12 protein-coding genes and 3 tRNA genes are annotated in these 18,245 nt (G+C 44.4%); 6 read left to right on the top strand and 9 right to left on the bottom strand.

The annotated features are described in order from the left end of the window. The first annotated feature begins 104 nt into the window (after positions 1–104). The 4 genes from AC1RM2_RS10830 to AC1RM2_RS10815 all read left to right on the top strand — a co-directional run bounded on the left by AC1RM2_RS10830 (position 105) and on the right by AC1RM2_RS10815 (position 3,682). Positions 105–1,049 carry a ribose-phosphate pyrophosphokinase gene (locus tag AC1RM2_RS10830; protein WP_492985107.1) on the top strand — a complete coding sequence of 315 codons (945 nt, stop codon included), beginning with the start codon at positions 105–107 and terminating at the stop codon, positions 1,047–1,049. A gap of 251 nt (positions 1,050–1,300) precedes the next feature. Continuing rightward, positions 1,301–1,885, top strand: coding sequence for a 50S ribosomal protein L25/general stress protein Ctc (locus AC1RM2_RS10825; protein ID WP_477451665.1), 585 nt, complete (start codon positions 1,301–1,303; stop codon positions 1,883–1,885). 278 nt (positions 1,886–2,163) lie between these two features. Continuing rightward, entirely contained in the window at positions 2,164–3,171 is a 1,008-nt protein-coding gene (locus AC1RM2_RS10820; RefSeq protein ID WP_492985106.1) for an aldo/keto reductase, read from the top strand. Positions 3,172–3,211: 40 nt separating this feature from the next. After that, positions 3,212–3,682, top strand: coding sequence for an OsmC family protein (locus AC1RM2_RS10815; protein ID WP_492985105.1), 471 nt, complete (start codon positions 3,212–3,214; stop codon positions 3,680–3,682). A gap of 295 nt (positions 3,683–3,977) precedes the next feature. Here the strand turns inward: AC1RM2_RS10815 and AC1RM2_RS10810 are convergent, their stop codons facing one another. The 5 genes from AC1RM2_RS10810 to AC1RM2_RS10790 form a co-directional block, all read right to left on the bottom strand. Further along, positions 3,978–5,345, bottom strand: coding sequence for an alpha-amylase family glycosyl hydrolase (locus AC1RM2_RS10810; protein WP_492985104.1), 1,368 nt, complete (start codon positions 5,343–5,345; stop codon positions 3,978–3,980). A 42-nt stretch (positions 5,346–5,387) separates the two neighbouring features. Next, entirely contained in the window at positions 5,388–7,841 is a 2,454-nt protein-coding gene (locus tag AC1RM2_RS10805; protein ID WP_492985103.1) for a glycoside hydrolase family 31 protein, read from the bottom strand. Between the two features lie 174 nt (positions 7,842–8,015). Next, complete coding sequence (locus tag AC1RM2_RS10800) at positions 8,016–9,104, bottom strand: SusE domain-containing protein (RefSeq protein ID WP_492985102.1); 1,089 nt, start codon at positions 9,102–9,104, stop codon at positions 8,016–8,018. Between the two features lie 14 nt (positions 9,105–9,118). After that, the gene (locus AC1RM2_RS10795; protein WP_492985101.1) at positions 9,119–10,597 is read right to left on the bottom strand and encodes a RagB/SusD family nutrient uptake outer membrane protein; all 1,479 of its coding nucleotides are present in this window, start codon (positions 10,595–10,597) and stop codon (positions 9,119–9,121) included. Positions 10,598–10,604: 7 nt separating this feature from the next. Continuing rightward, complete coding sequence (locus AC1RM2_RS10790; RefSeq protein WP_492985100.1) at positions 10,605–13,562, bottom strand: SusC/RagA family TonB-linked outer membrane protein; 2,958 nt, start codon at positions 13,560–13,562, stop codon at positions 10,605–10,607. Between the two features lie 824 nt (positions 13,563–14,386). On the opposite strand from AC1RM2_RS10790, the gene AC1RM2_RS10785 reads away from it, so the two are divergent. After that, on the top strand, positions 14,387–14,884 hold the full coding sequence (locus tag AC1RM2_RS10785; RefSeq protein ID WP_492985099.1) for a hypothetical protein: 498 nt from the start codon (positions 14,387–14,389) through the stop codon (positions 14,882–14,884). Positions 14,885–14,904: 20 nt separating this feature from the next. Here AC1RM2_RS10785 and susR read toward each other — a convergent pair whose 3' ends face one another. The 4 genes from susR to AC1RM2_RS10765 form a co-directional block, all read right to left on the bottom strand. Then, positions 14,905–16,533, bottom strand: coding sequence for a SusR family glycan utilization regulator (gene susR, locus AC1RM2_RS10780; protein WP_492985098.1), 1,629 nt, complete (start codon positions 16,531–16,533; stop codon positions 14,905–14,907). A gap of 235 nt (positions 16,534–16,768) precedes the next feature. Beyond that, a tRNA-Glu gene (locus tag AC1RM2_RS10775) sits at positions 16,769–16,842 on the bottom strand. 32 nt (positions 16,843–16,874) lie between these two features. Next, positions 16,875–16,948, bottom strand: a tRNA-Glu gene (locus tag AC1RM2_RS10770). A gap of 33 nt (positions 16,949–16,981) precedes the next feature. Beyond that, positions 16,982–17,055: transfer RNA gene (locus AC1RM2_RS10765), tRNA-Glu, on the bottom strand. A 305-nt stretch (positions 17,056–17,360) separates the two neighbouring features. Here AC1RM2_RS10765 and AC1RM2_RS10760 point away from each other — a divergent pair. Then, entirely contained in the window at positions 17,361–18,212 is an 852-nt protein-coding gene (locus tag AC1RM2_RS10760) for a helix-turn-helix domain-containing protein (protein ID WP_492985097.1), read from the top strand. The last annotated feature ends 33 nt before the right edge of the window (positions 18,213–18,245 follow it).

The following is an 18,245-nucleotide window of genomic DNA, read 5'->3' as shown; positions in this document are numbered from 1 at the left end:
TTTAGGACGTTATCAACACGGCTAATAGTTTTATGATGTAGCGCTAAGCAACTGAAAATTAAACAAATCCGAAATAGAACATCCGAAATTCAAAATTCAAAAAAATGCCATTACAATTTAATCCGGTTAAATTATTTGCAGGTTCGGGCTCAAAAGCACTGGCGCAAAAAATTGCTGAAGCCTATGGCCGCGAATTGGGCGATGTAGTACTTTCACGTTTTAGTGATGGCGAATTTCAACCACATTTTAATGAAACTGTAAGGGGATGCGATGTATTCCTGATACAAAGTACCCACCAGCCTAATGATAACCTGATAGAATTGCTGATGATGATTGATGCCGCCCGCCGTGCGTCGTCGCATTATGTAAACGCGGTTATCCCGTATTTTGGTTTGGCACGTCAGGACAGGAAAGATAAACCCCGTGTAGCTATTAGCGCTAAACTGGTAGCGAATTTATTGGTTGCAGCCGGTATTAACCGCATTATGACCATGGATTTGCACGCAGCGCAGATACAGGGATTTTTTGATGTACCGGTTGATCACCTGGATGCTTCTATAATTTTTGTGCCTTACATCAAAAGCCTGGGCCTTGGTAATTTAACCATTGCATCGCCGGATATGGGTGGCTCATACAGGGCGCGCAGTTTTGCCAAGTTTTTTAATGCCGAGGTTGTAATTTGCGACAAACGCCGCAAACGCGCCAACGAGATTGAATCAATGACCTTGATTGGCGACGTAACCGACCAGGACATTGTATTGATTGATGATATTTGCGATACCGCCGGTACACTGGCCAAAGCAGCAGGCTTAATAATGGAACGTGGTGCACGCAGCGTACGCGCGGTTTGTACCCACCCCGTATTATCTGGTAAAGCTTATGAAACTATCGAAAACTCAGTATTAACCGAACTGATAGTTACCGATACCATACCATTGAAATACGAAAGCCCCAAAATAAAAGTACTATCAACCGCCGAATTGTTTGCAAAAGCCATAAGCAATGTAAATGAACACGGCTCGATAAGCCAGTTGTTTAGGGTGGATTGATTGCGGCTTATGGTTCATAGTTGATGGTTCATGGTAAAACATTAACTATAGAGATTGAAAAGAACGAAGAACTTATAAGGATTAGGCTATGAACAATGACCTATGAACCATGAACTAAAATAAAAATTGTGAGGATTAGGCCATGAACAATGATCTATGAACCATGAACTAAAAGAAGACCTTGTGGGGATTAGACCATGAACAATGATCTATGAACCATGAACTAACAATAAATAATAAAATAAAAAAAAATGAAATCAATTGCTATTAGCGGTTCTCTAAGAGAGAACGTAGGGAAAAGAGACGCTAAAGAGCTGCGTTATGAAGGCTTAGTGCCTGCAGTTCTTTACGGTGGGCCAACCCAAACCCACTTTTCAGTGTCCGCAGCTGATTTGAGAGCCGTAGTTTACACTCCGGTTGTTCATTTCATCGATCTTGACGTTGCTGGTGTTAAATCACAGGCTATTATTAAAGATTTGCAGTTTCACCCTTTAACTGAACAAATTATCCACGTAGACTTTTTGTTGCTTGACGAGAAAAAGCCTATCACTATCGAGATCCCTGTTAAATTAACCGGAACTTCGCCAGGTGTTAAAGTGGGTGGTAAATTAGTTCAAAAACTAAGGAAACTGCGCATCAAAGCATTACCTAAAGATCATTTAGATGCTATTGAAGTAAGCATTGCAGCTTTGGAAGTTGGTAAATCAGTAAAAGTGGCCGAAATTAAATTGCCAAACTTAACTATTACCAATGCACAGGAAGATACTATCGTATCTGTAACTACTTCACGTGCATTACGTCAGGCTGAGCAGGAAGCTGCTTCAGGTAAAAAATAATTTTTACCCCCTGGTAAAAAGAACGCGATCGGGCTTTGCCTGGTCGCGTTTTTTTTTGGTCAGGAATTTTTGGCAAAAGCAAGGTTTTTAAACGCCTTGTTGTAGTTGATTGGCGGTTTGAGTCGGAAGTAAGCAACACGCAAAAATGACTTGAGACTTACGACTAAAGACTTTTGACTTAGCGTTAGCTGTTTGAATTTTGTAATATTTAGTTTGATACTTATAACCGCATCGCTTTGCAGGTTGCTTAAATTTGTATCAACAAAAACATAATACCTATGAAATACAGAAATTTAGGGAATACCGGCGAAAGACTATCGGCCATTGGTTTAGGCTGTATGGGGATGAGTTTCGCCTACGGCCCGATAGATAACGACGAATCATTAGCTACGCTAAACCTGGCGCTCGACCTGGGCATTAACTTTTGGGATACCGCCGATATGTATGCCAACGGCAAAAACGAAGAGCTGATAGCCAAGGTACTAAAACAAAACCGCGACAAGGTATTTATCGCTACCAAATTTGGTTTCAGGGTGAGGGATGTAAACGCCCCTTATGCGGGTAGCGGCACCTCGAATGTTTATTTCGATGCCTCGCCGGCCTATATGAAAACAGCCGTTGAGCAAAGCCTCAAACGATTAAATATCGACACCATCGATTTATACTACGCACATCGCATAGATCCCAATGTGCCTGTGGAAGAAATGGTAGGAGCCATGGCCGCATTAGTTAAGGAAGGCAAGGTACGTTACCTTGGTTTATCAGAAGCATCGGCTGCAAGTATCCGCAAAGCACATGCTGTGCATCCTATTGCTGCCCTGCAAAGCGAGTATTCCTTACTTACCCGCGATGTAGAGAACGAAATACTGCCGGTACTGCTCGAACTAAATATTTCATTGGTGCCTTATAGCCCACTATCGCGCGGCCTGGTAACCAATACCCTAAATAAAGAAGGACTTGCCGATGGCGATTTTCGCAAAACACTGCCCCGTTTTAACGAGGACAACTGGGACAATAACCAAAAGCTGGCTCATGAATTTGCTACCCTGGCACAACAAAAAAATGTTGCACCCGCACAATTAGCCTTAGGTTGGGTGCTGGCACAGGGCGATGATATTATTCCTATCCCTGGCACCAAAAAGCGCAAATACCTGCAGGAAAACGCAGGAGCTGTTGATGTGGAGTTATCGGCTGTAGATTTGCAGGAGATAGACGAGCTGTTAAAAAAATATCCAGATACCGGTCAGCGTTACTATGAGGCATCTTTAAAAATGACCAATCTTTAATTTTATTTAATGGTGTTTATTTTTATGGTGATATTAGATCATGAAAGATCATCACTATAAAACCACCATCACCTGGACAGGTAATACCGGTGCCGGAACCAAAGATTATAGGTCATATGAACGTGCCCACATCATCAGCATTGATGGTAAGCAGGATATTTCAGGCTCCTCAGATCCAAGTTTCAGGGGGGATAAATCCCGTTATAGTCCAGAAGATCTGTTGCTTTCATCGGTAGCCGCCTGCCACATGCTCTGGTACCTGCACTTGTGTTCGGTGGCCGGCGTGGTGGTAACCGCGTATGAAGATAGCGCAGAAGGTACTATGGTTGAAACCAGCGACGGCGGCGGCTATTTTACCGACGTAGTATTAAAACCGGTGATCACCCTTAAAGAAGCCACTATGCAGGTCAAGGCGGATGAATTGCACCACGAGGCTAACAAATTATGCTTTATAGCCAACTCGGTTAAATTTCCGGTTTTGCACCAGGCGGAGTATAGGGTGGAGGGTTGAGATAACTTGTATTATTGTTTTTGTCATTGCGAGCGATAGCGTGGCAATTTCGTAGTTTGCATGGTACGGGATTGCTTCGCATACCTCAATGATGATCTTTTATCTGCTTTTAAAATATCCAATTTATCACTTTCAATAAAATGCGGCGATTAACCACCTTATTCGCCGCAAATTTGCGGCGAATAATAAACACAACTCTTTAAAAAAGTAAATCACCGCATCGCGCGGTGATTTACAAAACCCAAAAGGGACCAGAGACCAAGCTGCCCCTTTGATATAAAAAGTAAACAAGAAACTATTTTTTTAGCGCCAGGTATTGGTATGGCTGAATAGTAAGCTGGGTACCTAATGTAATATTTGCTTTGGTGAAGCCGTTTGTCCAGGTGGTACCTTGCAGGGCTGCCGGAACGGTGTAGGTAACGCTGCTGTTTTTTGAATTTACCAGTACCAATACATCATCCGCTGCCGTCTTTTTCTCGAACGACACAATATCATTATCGTTATAAGCGGTTAATGTTCCTGTTTTAACAGCCTCATGCGCCTGGCGGAAGGCGACAATCTTTTTGTATTCGGCAATCATGTCCGGGTTGGCGGTATAATCTACCGTTACGTTGTTAAAAAAGTTGATGGAATTTGGATAGCCAACTTCCTGGCTGCTGTATATCAATGGCACACCATCCATATAGGCTGCCAAAACAAACGCGGCCAGCGCACCCTGCTTGCCTTTATACTCGCTGATGGTGCTGCCATCTGACGAGGCATTATCATGGTTGGTAATATACCTTAACTTAATACCATTGGCCGGTAACGAAGCTTTTTCGGCAGTGTTTGTTGAGAACAGGGCCGATGGGCTGGATGTACCTGCAAAAAGATTTTTAAGCGTACCGTAATAGCTGAAAGCGAAATTCATCTGGAAACCGGCGCTTATTTCGGGGCCTTTGGTGCCCTCGGCTAAATAGATCAGTTTATGGGTGGTAATTTTTTTTAATGTATCTATTGCCTGAACCCAGAAATCATTAGGGATATTATCGGCAAAATCGCAGCGGTAGCCATCGATATTGGCTGTGTACACCCAGTATTTCATGGCCTTAATCATGGCGGTACGCATGCTGGTATTGTTGTAGTTTAACGCGGCAACATCAGCGTAGTTTGTGCCTGGCGGAATAATAATATTGCCAGATGCATCCTGCTGGTACCAGTCTTTATTCTGGATCCATGCATTATCCCATGAGGTGTGGTTTGCTACCCAATCCAATATAACGGCTATGCCCAGCGTATGTGCTTTGGCAACATAAGCCCGCAAGTCATCCAGCGTGCCGAAATCGGCGTTTACAGCCGTGTAATCCTTAACCGCATAGGGTGATCCTGAAGCTTTCAAAACGCCTACCGGGTAGGTTGGCATTAGCCATACCACGTTAACGCCAAGCGCTTTGATAGAATCTAAACGAGCCATGGCACTGCTCAGGCCAACCGGCGAGTAAGTTTTTAAATTCACCTCATACATCACAATATCTTTGGTTGCGGGTACGCCGCTAAAAGGGGTACCATATTGCGCCGGATCTGTATTGACCGGGTTTACCGGCGGATCGGGTGTGGGATCTGATTTTTTGCCGCAGCCCAGTAGCGAGCCTATCAGCATTATAAATAGAATTAAACTGTTCATCTGGTTTTTTTTGTTACTCATTATCATACTCACACTTCCTTTTTAATAATTTATCTGGATTTTATTTGGTGCATTATTGACGGTTACCGTTTTAACGGGGCTGCTATCGGGCCTGTTTATGCTCCCTTGCGGGTCGGTATTTGCTGCGGCACCTAAAAACGCGATGCTGCTATCCTGTAGCTTTAAATTGCGGTTGCCTGCTTTAACTGATGTTGATTGTTCAAAGCCGTGCAGCACCAGCCTGATGTATTTAAAATTGGTTTTAAAGCTCCCTTCTGCTTTATCAAATGTGATGGTTTTTTTATCGGGATCAAAACTGATGGTACGTTTATAAAAATCACCTTTCTGGTAGCTGAAGCTTTTACCATCATCCTCGTAATACACAAAATGATTGGCTTTGCTGCCCTTATATACATGCACCGCGAGCGTATCGGTAGGCAATTCGGCAGTTGATTGGGTAAGCGACTGCATGGGGATAATGCTGCCGCCTTTTACGTAAACCGGCAGTTTGCTAACCGTTAGCGGGATGGTTACCTCCTGTGCGCCTTTTTGTTCGGCCCCGGTATACAAATCATACCAGCTGCCTTCGGGAAAATACACTTTGCCAAAAGCCGCGGTACTTTCAAAAGGGGCAACCATAAAGCCGTTGCCAAACTCGTACTGGTTTTGGTAGGTGGCGTCCATTACCTTCGGGTCAAAAGTATAGTTGATAGCCAGCGAGCGCATTACCGGCAAACCGTTTTGTGTCGACTCATAAAAGCTGGAGTATAAATAAGGCATTAACTGGTAGCGCAAACTGATATAGTTTCGTGCAATGTCCAGCACATCCTCGCCAAAAGCCCAAGGCTCGGCAGCGCGGCTGTTGAGGGCGGTGTGGTTACGATAGTAGGGGATAAATGCTCCAAGCTCAATCCAGCGGGTATATAAGGAGGTGGTTGGGTTGCCGGTAAACCCGCCAATATCCATCCCCGTAAATGATACGCCGCTTAGGCCAAGGCTGTTCATTAAACGTACGCCCAACAACATGTGGTCTTCTTCGGCACGGTTATCTCCCGTCCAGATAGCCGAGTATCGCTGCAAACCTGCATAGCCTGAACGGCTTAAAATAAACGGGCGCTCTTTAAAATGTTCCAGCGCGCCTTCGTAACTTGAACGTACCATTTCTAATCCATACACGTTATGTGCCTGTAAATGGGTGGTTGGGTGGCCATCATAATCAAACAAAACATTATCGGGCATTTTTTGACCCCAGGTAGATATTTCGTTCATGTCATTCCAGATACCGCTTACGCCCGATTTGGCAAAAAAATCAACCTGGCTGCGCCACCATGCCCGGCCTTTATCGCTGGTAAAATCGGTAAAGTTGCACCAGCCGGGCCAAACCTGGCCTGTGTATGGTGAACCATCGGGGTATTTGATATATACATCCTGTTTCAGGCCGCTTTCATAAGCCGGTGCACCTTTTTCAACCTTAATTCCCGGGTCTACAATAACCGTAAGTTTCAGGTTCATTTTGTTAAGCGCATCAGTCATTTTTACAGGATCGGGGAAACGGCTTTTGTTCCAGGTGAATAGCTGGTACCTGTCCATATAATGGATATCAAGGGTAATACCATCAGCCGGGATGCGCTTTTCGCGCAGGGTTTGGGCTATACGCATTACCTCGGCTTCGGGGTAATAGCTGTAACGATTTTGCTGGTAGCCTAAAGCCCATTTTGGAGGCAACGGCATACGCCCGGTAAGCCAGGTATAGGAGGCTATAATATCTGCCATTTTTTTATGGTAGATAAAATAATAGTTCATTTCGCCGCCACGTGCTCCGAATGACGAGAAACGGTTATTGCTGGCGCCGAAGTTAAAATCGCTTTGGTAGGTGTTATCCATAAAAATACCATAGTTTAAGCCATGGTGAATGCCAGCATAAAAAGGGATGGTGGAGTAAAGCGGATCGGCCATGGTACTGTAGCCATATACATCCGAGTTCCAGTTGGTATAGGCATTGCCTTTGCGGTCAAGGTTGCCTGTTTTTTCGCCAAGGCCTACAAAATGCTCATCATTCTGCATTTTTTTGTAGGTAGTTACCGCATCGTTTACCCAGGATGTGGTTAAACCGGGTTCGTCCTGGTTAATTATTTGGCCATTGATTGTATAAAACGTTATGCTGAAAGGTTTTTTTTGGATTACCGCTTTTAATGAATCGGTGCTGATATCAATCTCATTATCCGTTTGGCTGATCTGCACTTTTACAGCCTGCGCTTTGCCAACCACAGCATACGAAAAATCGGCGCCCAATACCTTTTTATCCAACCGCACCCGAATGATGGATGGGCTGTAAACAGATATGCTGCCGTAAGCATTGGTTGTTTTTAAAGAAACTCCCTGTTGCCCAATGGTAACGGTTTCTATATTGCCGGGCGTTACTACCGGCAATTGCGCCATAACACACGGCAAGTTTAAAACGCAGGCAAGTAAAAGTGTGATCGTAGTAAATTTCATGTATAAAAGGGAGTGATGAATTGTTATCGGGGCAACTGGCAGTAAAAAATCAGGAGCCCGGCAAGCCCGGTTACTCCTGAAAATCAACTAATGCACACTTGTAAAACCCGTTAACATACTCAAAGTATAATAAAAAAGGTATGATGTAAGGCAGCAAACGCGCTGCCTTACCGGTTAGTTTTTCTTTAACTTAAAGTTGTAATTATTTGGATCATGCAAATCCAGCGTAATGGTATAATTACCATTTGACGGTACAGTTAAGTTGCCTAACGATCCGTTGTACGGTAATGCAGGGTTATCGGCGTATTGGATTTTGCCATCTGCTGTGATACCAAAATCAATAGCCCACTGGTTATTGGCCCTGAACTTAAACGAACCGCTGGCAACCATATTGGCAGTAACCGTCCACACTTGTTTGGCCGGGTCGTACGTCATTTGGGTATCCGTGCTCCAGCCGCCTGGGGTGGCGTCGCCAATAATGCCCCACGTAACCAGGGTGTATGACCAGGTAAGGCTTTGCGGGTTGGCAACCAGTTCATAAACACCCGGGCCAGGCAAAACCAAATCGCCTTTGGTGCCATCAGTGGTTAATAAGCCCGCGCCGCCATCGCCGTAGTTAATGTGGTTCCAATCGGGAGCGCTGGTAAACTTAAAGTGATAGTTGCCACCTGCAGGCTCATAAATATAGCCTTCGTAAATGTTAGGTACCGATGCCGCTACTGTGCCAGCAGTACCCGGCGACCAGCCCTGGTAATCGCCCGGAAGGTATAATACCGGGTAATTGTTGCTTGGTGGCAGGATAATTTTATACGGACTGATAGTTAATGTTACCGCTTTTGAATAAGCATTCCTATCCTGGTAGGCTTGCACCCTGAACACCATTTTACCCACTTCATTTGGCGTAACGCCCAATGCAAGGGCCAGGGTGTTTAAATCGCTGCCTTTGTAGGTTTTGGTTAGCACATCGGTTCCAATTAACACCGATGTAGCGTTTTGCCAGGCGGTTGCGCCTACGGTATCGGCAGGCAAATCGGCCTGTAGGGTGTAGGTTACGTGCGATTTGTAAGGGTAAACTACCGCAGGCCAGGTAAAGGTAATTACCGACTGATCGTCGGTAGTAGCAGACAGGGTGACTGTGGTTGTTGAGGCCGTCATGTTACCAGTAAAGGTAACCGGTTTCAGCGTGGTCAACTCCGCCTGCTTATGGCAGGCAACGGTCATGAAGGCCATTGCTGCAAATGTTAAGTTGATTATTTTTTTCATCACTTTATGAATAATTAATAACCTGGATTTTGTTTCAACGTGGTGTTAGCGTTAAGCGCTTCAGTTGGTATCGGGAACAGCATCCTGTAGGCAGGGGTAGTTTGAACGAAACCGTGCGGCAGCAAAAACTTGCCAAACCTGATCATGTCCTGCCTGCGGTGGCCTTCCATGTTCAATTCAAATCCACGCTCATCGTAAATATTATCTAATGTAGGTGCTGCAATATCGCTAAGGCCAGCACGCTCCCTTACCTGGTTCAGGAATGGGGCTGCGGCTGTGGCGTTGCCTAAGCGCACATTACACTCGGCCTGCATCAGCAATACATCGGCATAACGGTAAACCGGGAAATCGTTTGATTCGCCGCTGCCGTCAGATGGTTTTACGGGGAAGAATTTATCGTTCCTGATGCCTTCATTAGGGCCTGCACCCGGGTCAATTAGCGACGATACCTCTTTGGTATAAGTAATACCACCGGCCTGTGCGCCAACCAGGAATTGTTTTTTACGTACGTCGGCATTATCAAACTTATCATAATACTCTGATGGGATAATGGTACCGTTCCAGCCTGCAAAGCCTATAAGGGCCACGCCATTGGGGCTGTTTAAGCTCCGGATGGTGTAAATGTTACCGCTGATAACGTTTTGCGTAATGTATAAGGCAAAAATGGTTTCGTCGTTAGGGCATACATCGCCAAAAAGGTCATAATAAGTGTTACCCAACGGTGCAGTTGTGCTTGCGCCTGCAGCGTGTAGTGTAAATCCACCCGATGCTACTTTGTTGGCTGCTGCCAAGGCTTCGGCCCAATGCGGGGTGCCGGTATAAACCTGGGCATTTAAGTAAACCTTGGCCAATACCATGTAACCTGCCCACTTGTTAAAACGGCCGTAATAGGCGCCGCCACGTGTTTCGGAAAGTAAATCAACATTGGCTTTAAGCTCGTTTACCACAAAATTGTAAACATCGGCACGTTTTGCCTGCGGTATTTTTGAAACGTTGGTATTGTTGTCGGTATAAAACGGCACATCACCAAAATCATCTATCAACAGGTAATAGATCCAGGCACGCATCACTTTGGCCTCGGCAATTTTTGCCGGATCGGCTTTGGCCGATGTAAGCTGGGCAATGGCCAGGTTGGCGCTGTAAATTGTAGAGTAAGCCCAGTTCCAGGTATTATTGATGATGCCCAGGTTTGGCAATTCGGTACGGGTATACAGTTGGGCAAAGTCAAGCTGCCAATCGCCGGTGTTACGGTGAGGTATTACCTGCTCATCTGATGAGAAGCTATTTAAATCGTACCAGCAATTATCGCGACCGGCATAGTTTGAGCCCCAGCTACCGGTAATTTTTGAGTACACATTGGCCAAAGCATCATCGGCACCCGCCGCGGTTGAATAAAACTGGTCAGCTGTATATTTGTCATACACATGCTCATTAACCTTGGTACAGCTTGCAGCAAGGCTAATAATACAAATACTGATTAATATTTTTTTCATGATCAAATTATTTTAGAATAACATTTAAACCTAAAGAAAAGGTCCTGGTGCGCGGATAGGTACCGTAGTCGCCGCCCGATGAGCTGTCGCCACTCACGTTCACTTCAGGATCAAGGCCTTTGTATTTGGTTATAATGGCAAGGTTTTGGCCGGTTACAGATAAGCGTAAAGCGCTGATGTATTTTACTTTGGCCAGGTTAAACCTGTATCCTAACGAAAGATTCTCCCACCTTAAATACGAGCCACTTTCCAACCAAAGGTCAGACCCATAAGGCGACGATTGAATGCCTAAGGGCACCGCGCTGGTAAGTACGTTTGATTTTCCCAGGTTTTCCAAAAGGCTTAAATCCTGGCGAAGGCCATTATAGATTTTGTTACCGCCCGATCCGCGCCAAACCATTGATGCATCAAAGTTTTTGTAAGTAAAAGATGGTGTAAAAGCATAGGTATATTTAGGCAGCGATTGGCCTTCTTCATACCTGTCTTTACTTTGCGATCCCTGGTCGATGGTGCCGTTTTTATCACGGTCAACAACGGTTTCGGCGCTGTTGGCATCTTTGCCCATGTGTTTTAAAATAAGAAAAGTGCCTACAGGCTTGCCTACAACAAGGTAAGCATTTGGTCCCCAGCCAACATAGTTGGTAGGTACATCAAAGCCTTGTATGTTGCCGCCTAATTTAAGTACCTTACTTTGCAGCAGTGATCCGTTTGCAGCAAGTGTAAGCGTCATATCCTGCTTTTTGATAATCATATAGCTTAATGAAAGCTCAACACCCTGCGAGCGTAAGCTACCTACGTTTGCCAGGATATTGTTTACAAAAAACTGGCCTACAACAGGCACTGTATAATGGTATAACAGGTTATCGGTAGTAGCCCTGTACACATCAAAAGTACCGCTCAGCCTATCGTTAAACATCGCGAAATCGAAACCGGCGTTGGCCTGTTTGCGTGTTTCCCACTTTAGGTTAGGGTTGGCATTTTGTGTATAAAAATAGTTAGGGATGGTTGTGCCTCCAAAAAATACCGAACCCGCCTGGCCTACTAAAGCAATAGAGTTTTGTGGCGAAATGCCTTGCTGGTTACCGGTAACACCATAGCCCACGCGCAGTTTAAAGCTGCTGAACAGGGTTTGATTTTTCATGAAATCTTCCTGGTCAACACGCCATGCAAGCGCGGCCGAAGGAAAGTTACCCCATTTGTTATTAACCCCAAACACGGTTGAACCATCGCGCCTGATACTGGCGGTTAACAGGTACTTGTTGTTGTACGAGTAATGGATCTGGCCGATATATGAAATAAGCCTCCTGTCGTTTTTGTACGATGAGATATCGCCCTGTAAAACTTTGGAGATATCGCCCAGCTGCAAAGCGTTATAAGTAGCAAAATCGTTCACAAAACCACGGCCCTGTGCAAAACTGCCGTTATAGGTTTGTGCCTGCCACTCATAAATAGCCGAGGCATCAAAATGGCTTAACCCAAATTCATGTTTGTAGCTCAGGCTGATATCCATCAGTTTTTCGTCAACATGGTTGTTGCTGATGTTGGCGATGCCTTTGTTATCAATAGCGGTAGCTATGGTTGATGCTACCGGCGCGTAATAACCTGTATTGGTATCAGATTTTCTCCAGCTGCCAAACCATCCGGCAGATATACCTTTGTAAATATCCAGGTCGCCCCTTAAACTGGTGAACAGGCTGTTGGTGTTCACATCGTTTTTAACCGTTTTTGCAACAGCGTAAGGGTTGATGTACTGGAATACGTTAGGGTCTGAGTAATATGATCCATCGGTATTAAATACAGGATCGGTAGGCCTGGATATGTACGTATTGCTGATCAGGTTTGAAGTAAAAGCTGCCCGGCCGATGCCGATTGGGCTGTAAACATCATTGTTGATGCCGCTATTTACATTCATGGTGAGGATTAACTTATCATCAAGCGCTTTTTGTGTAGCGGTGATGCGGCCTATATACTTTTTATAGTTGGAATTGATAACAATACCGGTTTGTGTAATAGCACTTACCGATGCACGGTAGTTGAAGCCGTTTGTACCACCACCAAAAGCAAGGTTATGGTTTTGCGTAACGCCGTTTTGGGTAAGCAGGTTAAACCAATCGGTATTGGAGCCATGGTTTGCAGATACATCCACACCCTGTTTTTCGGCTTGTGCAGTCCATTGCGCGGCGTTTAACTCCTGCAATTTGTGGGCAATTACGTCCAGCGAGCTATTTTCGGTATACTCAACACTGCTTTTGCCGGCAGCGGTTTTCCTGGTAGTAATCAGGATAACACCCGGGGCGCCGCGCGAGCCGTAAATTGCGGTAGCCGATGCATCTTTAAGGATGTCTATTGATGCAATTTCACTTGGCGGTACCTGGTTTAGCAGGTCCATATTGCCTTGTATGCCATCAACTACAACCAATGGGTCATTGCCACCCTGTAACGATGTTAGGCCACGTATGCGCACCGTTGGGGCCACACCGGGTTCGCTGCCTACCTGGGTAATGTTTACGCCTGCTGCTTTGCCGGCAAGTTGCTGTAAAGGGTTGGTAACCGAACCCGGATTAAGGTCTTTAGCACCGATGGTTGCAACAGCACCCGTTAAATCAGATTTTTTAACCGTTCCGTAACCCATAACCACCACTTCGGTTAAGGCTTTCGATGAAGGAACTAACTGAAAAGTGGGATTTTCGTTGACTTTGATTACCCGCTCCAGCACATCGTAGCCAACAAAAGTAACCTGCACGGTTAATACCTGTTGCGCATCGCCCGTAAGCGAAAACATACCATTGGCATCTGTCACTGTTGTTTGGGATGCGCCTTTAACGTGCACTGTGGCACCAGGCAATGGCTGGTTAAGATCATCAACCACTTTGCCCCTAAAAGCACCTTTTTGAGCAAACGAAGCTATCGCCGAGATTAAAAGGAGCACAGTCAGGCCGTACTTAAATAAGTAAACTTTTTTCATGTAAAATTGGTTTTAAAAATTGGTTTTTGCAGATGTACCATAGCTGGCAAATCCGAATCAAATAAAAGGAGGGAATTTTGGCTAATCAATAGCCTGAAAGGCCAATATAGAAAATATAGACGGAATAATATTGTTAATTACTTGATTATAAGGTATTTGATTTGATGTTTTAGAGGCTGTAATATAGATTTAATATGGGGCGATATAGATGGGTTTTGAGCGGAGATGATTAAGGCTGGTGGAAGAATCGGCATTGAACGTCGGCGAAGACTCACCCGCCCGATGCTGCGCTGGAGCACCCGCTCTTCAACTTCGTTGGACAGAGGGGCTTGAAAGTTTATAGAACCTATTTTTTAAATCAAAACTATACTCAGATAATCGTAGCTTTAAACATGCGATCCAACTTGGAATATACGTTTTACAGATTGGCAAAGTTGTACAAAAAATATCCAACAGATCAAGGCTCAAGGGCCCTTGCCATGATTGCCCTGGCAGAGACATGCATTATATTAGCCGCCGTAAATTGCATAGGGATATTATTGGGTAAAAAGGGGGCGGAGACCCTAATAGCCTTTTTTAAATGGATAATAGTTCCTGTGGTTTGTGGAACTTTTTATTTGAACTTTCAGGTTTTCAAAAACAGGTATCAGGAATTTGATGAGCGCTGGGGCAATGAGCAGAAGCATAAAAGAATCAGAAACGGGGTGTTAATAGCTATATGCTTGATTATGTCAATAATCATATTTGCCAAAGTTACCGAAAGCTTGTACCATGTGGCTAAAAGTTGACGTATCAATAATTTTCCATAGCAAAACTTCTTACAAATGACCAAATACATCACTGTCTTATTTTTGTCGACACTAACATTCGGACGCTGTTTTGCTCAATCGACACAGGATATTGATAAGCTATTAGATGGCATTTACAAAGTGGAAAACTCAAGGGACATCACCAAAAATGTCTCTTCAAGAGAGCTGAAAAAATATGGCAGTAGACTGCTACCCTCATTAGTTCCTTACTTTTCTGATACGACTTTAACTGGTGTAAAATCCGATTGTCAGAGTAAATTTTTAAATAAAGGTGAGGTAGCTATAATTGTGGCCGACTACTTAGAAGGCATGCCCTATTATGCCTTAACCCACGTTCAAAACTGTTTGGTTAGTTTTTGTGACAACAATCCTAATTTGATAGAATATTACTTATGGGAAATTAAACGGGATGGCGTAATGTTATTTAAGAAGCGTTACAGTGCGTGGCTAAACAGTGCCGACCGGTGTAAATGGCCTTTTTATCTTTACAATAAGAGAAAAGAGCATTTCTAAGCAGGGTTTTCGCGATTTTCCTAAACCGCCTCTATCGCCATAATATGATCTTCAAACTCATCATTAGCGATAAATGATTTGTTTTTGATACGGTTTTTGTAGGAGTAAATGGTATTTACCGAGTAGCCCAGCAGTTTGGCAATCCGGTCGTTATCGTGGATGCCCATGCGGATAAGGGCAAAAATGCGGTGCTCGGTGCTCAACAACAGCCCGTCGGCAATGGCAATTTTATCGTCTTTGTGAAACAGGGCTTCAAACTTTTCGATAAAATCGGGGAACAGGGAAAGGAAAACCTTATCGAAGGTGTGGAACAACTGGTGCCGCTCGTTCTCCAGGTTCAGGCTTTTAATGGCTGCCTGGGCATCTTCGTAGCGTTTGCTGCTCAATTTTTTATCCAGCGATTTCTGGAAGCTCTCCAGCTTATCAATGTAGATGGAATTGATGTTGAAGTAATAACCAATGTATTCGTTTTTGATTTTATTGGCCGTACTTAAATTTCTATTTAGCGCCTCCAATGCAACGTTGCTTTCCTGTAACGATACATTGGCCTCCTTGATGAGGTTATCGGCAATGCGTAGCTTTTTAAGCTGGCGGAAGATGATGAATGCAAACATCACAACAAAAAGCACCAATACAGTAATTATAGAAGCGTAAATAATCAGCGATTTGCGTTGCTGTTCTATCGTACTGATGCGCTGCGCCTCGATGATGGGCAATATACTGCTGATGGCAACCTGCCGGTGGCGTGCCCCATAAAAGGTAGCATCGTCCATAGCTTGCTTGATATAGACGAAGGCGCTGTTCAGGTCGCCTTTTTTATACAGGAAATCGGCCAGCTTATAAATGGCGACTGTTTCTTTAGTGGCCGACTGCAAGTCGGCAATGGCGGCCTGGATCAATAATTGGGTCGATTTGTCCTGCTCACCGAGCACTTCATAAATGTAGCTTAAAGAGCAGGCACTTATGGCAAACTGGTTGGGCGTTAAGTTTTTTAACTTGAGCAGGGCCGTGTAATCTTTTACGGCACCGGTATTATCGGCCTTGCGTAAGGCTTGCAGCCCCCTTAATGCATAATAGTTGTAGGTTCCGGGCGAGGCTAATGAAAGGCCCGAATCGATAAACTGAATGCCTTTGGGATTATACATAGCCGAGTAATCAACATTACGGTCAAAATCGGACAAGTCGAAATAGCTGCGTGCTTTCAGGAAGTAATACTCCACCTTATCATCGTTTGATAGGTATTGCAGGTTGATACTGTTCAGGGTTTCCAGCGTTTCTTTAAACATGCCCGATGAAATGAGTGTAAAGCCCAGTTCCATTTTAGCAAAAGCCATACGGTTAGGGTCGTTTAGTTTGGCGGCGGTTTCCTGTAGTTTTTTGGCGTAATTATAGGCCGAATCGTAGCTGAAGTTTTTATACTCGTTATACAGCTGCTGGTAAATATTATATTTTTTATCCAGGTCGTTGGCCTGGCTTAGCTGTTTGCCCAGCTCATCAATGCGGTTTGTTTTTTGCTTTACGTATACATCCTTATCGGCCAGTACCGCGTTGAGCCTGGTGAGTAACGAATCGGTGGCAACTGACTGTGCATAGCCCGGCAGGCTTATCGAAACAAATAAGAAGAATAAAAGATAAAAGCCTGGCCTCATTTAAAGTAAAGGTAGTAATTGGATGTTCACCCCTAAAGATAGGCAAACATATTAAAATATGGCGTATGGTTTTTGGGGGGCAGGTATCGAAGAAATCGGACGGTTGGGCATACACTATGGTAATCAATACAGCGCCGGTAATATTTACAACGCAAAACTGTATTTGGGATTAGTTTCTTTCACAAAGAAGCAGCGTTTCCAATTACGTTTATATTCACCGTTTAAATTTAGTAAGTAAAGCGTACGGGATTCGAACCCGTGATGGCTACATTGAAAGTGTAGCGACTTAACCAGCTTGTCCAACGCTTCATTTTTTGCCGCAAAAAGGCCTTAATACTTAGTAAAGCGTACGGGATTCGAACCCGTGATGACTACATTGAAAGTGTAGCGACTTAGCCAGCTTGTCCAACGCTTCATTTTTTGCCAAATGAAAGGCTTTAATACTCAGTAAAGCGTACGGGATTCGAACCCGCGATGGCTACATTGAAAGTGTAGCGACTTAACCAGCTTGTCCAACGCTTCATTTTTTTATAAAATAAAAAAGCCCCTTAGTTTTTTAGTCTAAGAGGCTCAATGCTTTTATGTTGGGTAATTTACATAGCAGTACCTGTTCGACTAAAAGTCAAATAGTACTCTTGCTCATGTAGATTATTCATTATCATGTCGCAAATGTAGATATTTTTTTACGCAATCCTACAGAGAGACTAAGATTTTTGTTTTAAGCGCTTTAAATCAGTTGTTTATTGTGTTGGCTGGGTAAATGTAATGCAATTTTCACCCTTCCCCATACATCCAATCACAATAACCCCTAACTTGCCATCCTGAACATGAAAGACATTCCCGTACATCTTTTAAAGGAACGTGCCTCATCGGGCCTGGAGATCAATCGCTTTTTTAAGGGCGATAAACCCAAGGCCGATGAACCCCTGGGTGCGCACCGCGATGATCATTATATATTTTTTGTAATCGAGGGTGGATGGGGCTCGCTGATGGTGGATTTTAACGAGATCGTGATACAGGAATCCTGTCTTTATTATGTTTTACCAGGGCAGGTGCACCATCGCATCCAAAACGAAGGCGCTTACGGATGGTTTATAGCGGTGGATACCATGCTGATACCGCCCGATTATCGTAATGTGTTTGAAAATCAACTACTGTTGCAGCGCCCCTATACCTTAAACGATGTACAAAAGCGGCAGTGCGAAAGCTTGCTTAACCTGTTATTTGAGCGGTACCGCGAGGACGAGCAGGCTGTTTTTAATTTATCCGTCGTGCATTCGCTGTTGCAGTCGTTTCTGGGGATAGCTGCCGGGTGCTTTAGCCAAACGGGTAAACCGGGTATGCTGATGTCTCGGCCGGTGCAGTTGGCGCAGGATTTTAAGAAACTGCTGGTTGAGCATGTGCGTACACTCAAAAGCCCGTCGGCCTATGCGGCTAAGCTCAATGTGTCGGAAACGTACCTGAATGAGGCTTTGAAAAAGGCTACGGGACTGTCGGTAAGTTACTGGATTCAACAGGAAGTTATTTTGGAAGCCAAACGTTTGCTGTACTATAGCCAGCTGAATGTTAAAGAAATTGCACATGCGCTGGGTTATGAAGACCATGCCTATTTCTCGCGCCTGTTTAAAAAAGCAGAAGGTGTAACGCCACTCGCCTTCAAGGCCGATTACCGCAAATAGTCCAATCATTACCGCAGGTATGCCATTTTATCG

The sequence above is a fragment of the Mucilaginibacter sp. GW822-FHT03E02 genome (genome assembly GCF_058801545.1).
The sequence above is the reverse complement of the archived record's forward strand: the minus strand, read 5'-3'. Positions and strand labels throughout refer to the sequence as shown.